Source organism: Synechococcus sp. BSA11S (genome assembly GCF_014224355.1).
Classification (GTDB): Bacteria; Cyanobacteriota; Cyanobacteriia; order PCC-6307; family Cyanobiaceae; genus Regnicoccus_A.
In genome coordinates this window covers 1-5974 of record NZ_VNWP01000040.1, presented here as the reverse complement: position 1 = coordinate 5974, position 5974 = coordinate 1, and the positions used below count along the sequence as shown (strand labels likewise).

Here is a 5974-nt window from a genome sequence, read left to right as displayed (position 1 = left end):
TCCAGAAAACGAACATGACTATGTCTGGGCAGACTCAGCTTATTCAGGTGAATGCTTTGAGGATCTTCTGAGTCTCGGTGGCTTCGAGAGTCTGATCCACGAAAAAGGAGCTCGCAATCATCCGCTCTGAGGTGGGTGCCTTTTATTGGACAGCCTGGGCCCCTGACATCGTTAACCCCGGACGGGAGTTACAAAGTTCGGTCTCAGTGTAGACCGCATTGGGAGTTTTGCCTCCCAAAGAGCTGTGTGGCCTTACATGGCAGTACCTCCACAGGAAGCGGGCCAGGCTGATCTCTGCATCCCAGCCATCGCTGTAGGCACGCAGATACACCTCCTCATATTTAACCGTCCGCCACAGCCTCTCCACCAAGATGTTGTCGTAGCAGCGCCTTCTGCCTGACCAGCTGATTTTGATCTCCTCTTCCTTGAGTCGCGCCACATAGTCACCAGAGGTGAATTGACAGCCTTGATCGGAGTGGAAGATTTCTGGCCTACGGCCACCAGAGAGGGCCATCTCCAAAGCCTCCAGACAGAACTCCGTGTCAAGGCTGTTGGAGAGCTTCCAGCTGAGAATATTCCTGGAGAAGAGATCCACGATCGCCACCAGGTAGAGAAACCCTTTCTGCAGTGGGATGTAGGTGATATCGGTTGCCCACACCTGATCCACGGCCGTGACCTGTTTGAGATCCACCAGGCAGGGGAAGCGCTCGGATGGATCGCCTGGAATCGTGGTGCGAGGCTTCTGGTAGATCGCCCGTAAACCCATGCGGCGCATGAGGTTTCGCATGCGGTGTCAAGCGACATCCGGAATTGGTCCTCCGGCGACACGAAATCTGGCCCACCCTGTGAGGCTGTAGCCCCGGCTTGTTGACGCCGTGGCCGGCGTCGGTTGGTCTTGCTCATCAGTCGTTGGGAATGGGGGTGGATGGGGAGGGGCGGGATGCTCATGGGCTCCCTTCCTCCCCGGTGGCGGGGATGGTGCTTACCGCACTGCTGCTCTTGATCAGACCGGAGCGGCGTTTCTCACGCAGGCGGTAGCTGTCGCCCCGCACGGTCAGCACATGGCTGTGGTGCAGCAGGCGATCGAGGATCGCGGTGGCGACGACCTGATCACCGAACACCTCACCCCACTCCATGACGGGGCGGTTGGAGGTGATCAGCACGCTGCCGCGCTCGTAGCGGCGGGAGATCAGCTGGAAGAACAGGTGGGCCGCATCGGGCTCCAGCGGCAGGTAGCCCAGCTCGTCAATGATCAGCAGCTTGCTCTTGCCGTACTGGCTCAGCCGGTTCTCCAGCGCCGTCTGGTTGTGGGCCCGGGCCAGGGTGGAGATCAGCTCCATCGCCGAGACGTACTGCACGGTGTAGCCCTTGCTCACCGCCTCACGCCCCAGGGCGACGGCCAGGTGGGTCTTGCCCACCCCCGGCGGACCCAGCAGCAGCAGGGTGTCGCCGTTGGCCACCCAGCGGCAAGTGGCGAGTTCCCGGATCTGGCCTGGATCGAGCGAGGGCTGGGCCTCGTACTCAAACCCCTCCAGGGTCCGCACGAACGGGAATTTCGCAATGCTCATCGCCATCGCGATTCGCCGCTGGTCCTTGCGGGCGATCTCCGCAGCACACAGCCAGGCCAACGCCTCGCGCAGGTTCAGCTCCTTGCGGGCCGCCTCCTCGAGCAGGTTGTCGAGCTGGTCGCGGATCGCGGTCAGTCGCAGGCGGGTGAGCATGTCGTCGAGCTCCAGGGCGGAGACCGGCGGTGTCGTGACCATCAGCTCCTGACGACGATCTGGTTGACCGGTTTTGGCAGGACTCATGCCGCCACTTCCTCGCCCACCTCGGCGGCATAGACCGCCAGGGAGCGGGCCAGTTCTGAGCTGCGCACCACCGGTGCCCGCCGCCGCGTTCCGCCCCCACAGGGCGGGGACGTGGTGGAGGCGGGCCCAACGCAGAGCGCGCCATCGGCTGACGGCAATGACTGTTCGGCCAAGTCCTGCTGCGGTGCTGGCACCAGGCCGTCCCAATGCCCCCGCAGCACGGAGCGATGGCGCCGATTGGCTGCCACGCGCCCATGCCGGGCAACAACCCGGCCGCCATGGCGGATCTGCACCTGCTGATCCCGCACCAACACGCTCACCCGCTGCTTGAGCAGTGCCCAGGGCACGCTGTACCAGTTGCCCTCCACCTCGACGCAGGCGTCGTTGTGGACCACCCGCACCAGCTCCCGCTCCGCCAGGAACGACGGCTTATGGGGCAACGGCTGCAGGGCGGCGGCCTCCTCCCGCTGGAAACGCACCACCGGCTGTTCACCGGTCGTTCCGTGGATGCGAACATCGGCCACCTCCCGGCTCCAGCGCTCCAGGTGGGCTTCCAGCGCCTCCCAGCTGGCGAACTCACGACCGGCCACCGCATTGGTCTTGACGTAACCGACGCCGCGCTCGTCCTTCCCCTTGGTCCTGGCCCGGTAGGGCCGGCAGGCTTTGGGGAGGAACCTCCAGTAGCGGGCAAAGGCGTCGAGCCGTTCGTTGAATACCAGCACCTGGCGAGCCGGATCGTGCTCCTTGACCAGGGCACGGGCGTTATCGAACAGCACCTCGGCCGGCACCCCCCGCCAGTAGCGGAAGGCCTCCTCCATCGCCAACAACCAGTTGACCTGGCGCTCATGCCGGTAGGCCCGCACCACCAGCCTCCGGGAGTACCCCAAAGTCAGCACGCACAGGTGCACCTTGGCCCTCTCACCGGCGATGCGGGCGTAGGTCTCACCGAAATCGGCCTGCAGTTGCTTGCCCGGCGGCGTCTCAAACCGCACCGTTGCCAGGGCAGCGGCCCGCAGCTCCTGCCGCCAGGGCCCCACCGCCCGCTCCACGGTGCGCAATGACACGGCGATGCCCTTCTCGCTGGCCAGCTCCTGGCGCACCACATCGGCATTGCCGTTGTGGGCAAGGAACCGCTCCCTGATCCAGTCGCACTGACCATCGAGGACGCCAATCCTCCGGGGCTTGCCGTAGGCCTCCCAGCCGCCTTGCCGCCGGTACTTGCGGACGGTCTCAGGCGAGCAGCCCAGCTCCTTGGCAATCCGTCGCCGGCCCCAGCCAGCTGCGGTGAGGCCAAGGATCGCCTGAACATCCTCTGGGGTTTCCAACGCCGCATCCCGGGAGCTCTGCTCCAGAAGTGACAGCACCGCAGGCTGCGCGCTGGCCCTGGTTAGTGGATCGCGGAGGGGGGCCAGATTTCGTGTCGCATCTGGGCCAGTTTTCGCTGTCGCCTGACATGCGGTCGCGGCTGATCGGAATTCCTTCTCTGGCCAGATAGTCCACCATCCGGCGACTGCCGCTGCAGGGGTCCTCCAGGTAGAGAGCGTCAATCCTGGCCATGAGCCGCAACGTCGATTCACGCACCGGAGTGGGCCGGTAGTAGAGCGTGGATCGAGCCAGGCCCAGCAGTTCGCACTGGCGGCTGACGCTGAGCTCAGGGTGGTCATGATCGACCAGCTTTCGCAGTTCATGGGCATCACAGCAGCTGTGATTTTTTTTTGAGCCACTCCAGCTCCATCTGGAGCTTGCCGATCTGCTGGAACAGCTCGGCCTCCTTGGCCTGGCTCTCGTCCTTAGCCTGCGTCTTCTTCCCTCGCGTGAACAGCTCGCTGGCACCTTCCAGCAGCTGTTTCTTCCACTGGCTCACCTGGATCGGATGCACCGCGTGATCGGCGGCGATCTCCTGCAATGTCTTACGGCCGCTGATCGCCTCCATGGCGACCTTGGCCTTGAACTCGGGGCTGTGGGTACGGCGTTTGCTCATCGATGGGAGCCCCATTCAGGGGCGGTGCCCCGCCTCAGAGGTTAACGATGGGCCCTGTCCAGAAAAACCAGTCCACCTCACTCAGCGACGCAGCCAGGGAACTGAATCGTGTCAAGTCGTCAATCAGAGCTTGCGTGGAGCATGTCTTCGGCTGCATGACTATTTCCATGGGTGGAAAGCTGACAAGAAAGATTGGGCTAGAAAGGAATGAAGCTTGGTGGGGCCTCAAGAACCTTACCTTCAACTTTCTTCGTTATCTCCAGCGCTCTTCCCTTATAGCAGTTGTTGCATGAATCCGCCGGAGAAGCTCCCATAGTCCGAGCAATCTCGTCAATGGTTGAGAAAAGATTCCCTTGCTTTGCCGCCTCTTCGGCGGCTTCTTTGTGTCCGCAAAGCCCCTGTAAATTACTGATTATTCGAGGTAACCTTATGCCTGAGCCAAGGCTCCCTTGAATAAACTTATTTTAATGGAAAAGGATATATTACTGTGTTAACGACATCCACGGTAGCGTAATTGCAGCATATTGCCGCCCTTTGGGCTTGCAACTTCATGTAGACAGGCTCCAGTTTTGTGTTGACCAATAGCTAGCAAAAAGTTGCTATCCCCCTTTTTAATTGCATTCACGTATGCCCTTTTGGAGTTTAGACATAGAAAACAGGCATGCATCTAATCTCCATTGTTGATTTGGATAGAGTTGAAAAAAATTCTTTTGTAGACCATTCAAGATGACGTATCCAAAAATGGAACAGCATTATTCTGGCGATTGCGCAACCATGAGGCACATTTGGAGTCTGCTGTCTTATCCGGATTGCGAAATTCTAAATGCAGGCACTCCAATTCGTCTATGAGACGTTCTATGGCTTGATAAGTATCACGCATGCGTTGTGCTTCTTGATTGCTAAATGTGTTTCCAGGCTCTAGATAATTTGAGAACTGATACCCGTGATTAATGACTTCATCAAGAAGAACACGACTGTGATTGCCTCGCATCTGCCACTGTTCCCTCAAGAAGAGTATGTCTTTTTCGGTCATGACATGCCCGGCTGTAATATGGGATGGTAAAGGCTCGTCAACATACACAGTAGAGCGATTGAGAGCGGTGTCGTCTGAAGGCGGTTGGAGAGTATAATAATAGACTGCAATCGAGCGTCTTGTTAAGTGCCGTTTGTCATGTGGCAATTCGATTGCAGGAAAGCCATGCCAAGAAGTGGAGGTGGTCTCTAGAAGCGTGCAGTTATTCATGCCAGCTGAACAACGAGTAATCTGGTCTTTGTCTGGGGTTAAGGGGTCAGAATGGAGCTCTAGCTGGCCTCCCCATTCAGCTTGCCACTCAGGATTAAGGTAGATCAATAGATTTAGTCTTCGGTACCAGCGGGTGGTGGGATGATAGTTGTAGTCAATATGCGGAAGTAAGCGTTCTCCATTGAGACTCTCGTGACTCCCTCCGCCATAGTATTCCGGATCATAGATAAGATTTGAAATGCCAGTAATACGAGTAAGTATTTCCAAGAATTCTTTTGATTGAACAAGGTCGTCAAAGGCGCAGAATGAATCGCCTAATTCCCTTATCCTCTGATGCTTGGTCTTGCCACCACGCATCCCATTGGCATGGAACTTTTCAAGAACACTTGGGTCACATGCTGGGAATTCAGAGATCAGCCGGCGACAAAAGTTGTGCTCAAGCAAGCTTTGGACAGAGACATGTGGGCAAGGAGAATTCTTCTGAAACGACTGAGAAAGCCTTTCGGTGCTATTCTTAAATTCTGTTGATAGAAGTTCAAGCATGGATGGTGCCACTGGTGTGGAAATTGAGCGGTTTCGCTGGGCCTGATCCATTCGATAGCCCATAGTCAACTGTACTGTATCGCATTATTGAATAAGTCTGCCAGCCTGAAAGGCTAGAAGTTATTGTCTTTATGTTACTCAGCCATCCTAATATGAGGTGGTCTGGTTTTTCTGGACAGGGCGCTCTACGCCTTAGTGATGGAGGCCTACACCGGGGGCATTTCCACCCGTAAGGTCGACGCCCTGGTGGAGGCGCTGGGCGGGGCCAGCGGCAGGGCTGATTCAAAGTGTGCCACAGGTGCCCTGGCCTGGGCTGCCTGCATGGGGTTTGCTCGGTGGTATCGCCTCCTCCCTGTGCCCGAAACCGCTTCTGCCGCAACTGATCTTGATCTGATCAGC

General features: G+C 58.1%; 5 protein-coding genes and 1 pseudogene. 1 reads left to right on the top strand and 5 read right to left on the bottom strand.

Features of this window, described 5'->3' with window-relative positions; all coding sequences use genetic code 11:
- Positions 1 to 142: 142 nt before the first annotated feature.
- The 5 genes from FPZ61_RS15215 to FPZ61_RS15190 form a co-directional block, all read right to left on the bottom strand.
- Entirely contained in the window at positions 143 to 766 is a 624-nt protein-coding gene (locus tag FPZ61_RS15215; protein WP_255441700.1) for an IS3 family transposase, read from the bottom strand.
- Between the two features lie 178 nt (positions 767 to 944).
- Complete coding sequence (gene istB / locus FPZ61_RS15210; protein WP_185467458.1) at positions 945 to 1763, bottom strand: IS21-like element helper ATPase IstB; 819 nt, start codon at positions 1761 to 1763, stop codon at positions 945 to 947.
- A gap of 41 nt (positions 1764 to 1804) precedes the next feature.
- Positions 1805 to 3172, bottom strand: a complete 1368-nt coding sequence (istA, locus tag FPZ61_RS15205; RefSeq protein ID WP_370593492.1) for an IS21 family transposase — start codon at positions 3170 to 3172, stop codon at positions 1805 to 1807.
- A 329-nt stretch (positions 3173 to 3501) separates the two neighbouring features.
- Complete coding sequence (locus FPZ61_RS15785) at positions 3502 to 3741, bottom strand: hypothetical protein (RefSeq protein WP_255147948.1); 240 nt, start codon at positions 3739 to 3741, stop codon at positions 3502 to 3504.
- 769 nt (positions 3742 to 4510) lie between these two features.
- Entirely contained in the window at positions 4511 to 5626 is a 1116-nt protein-coding gene (locus FPZ61_RS15190; RefSeq protein WP_185467455.1) for a 2OG-Fe(II) oxygenase, read from the bottom strand.
- Between the two features lie 120 nt (positions 5627 to 5746).
- Between FPZ61_RS15190 and FPZ61_RS16050 the strand changes: the two are divergent.
- Positions 5747 to 5863: pseudogene (locus FPZ61_RS16050) on the top strand (transposase); the annotation flags it as partial.
- Positions 5864 to 5974: the final 111 nt, after the last annotated feature.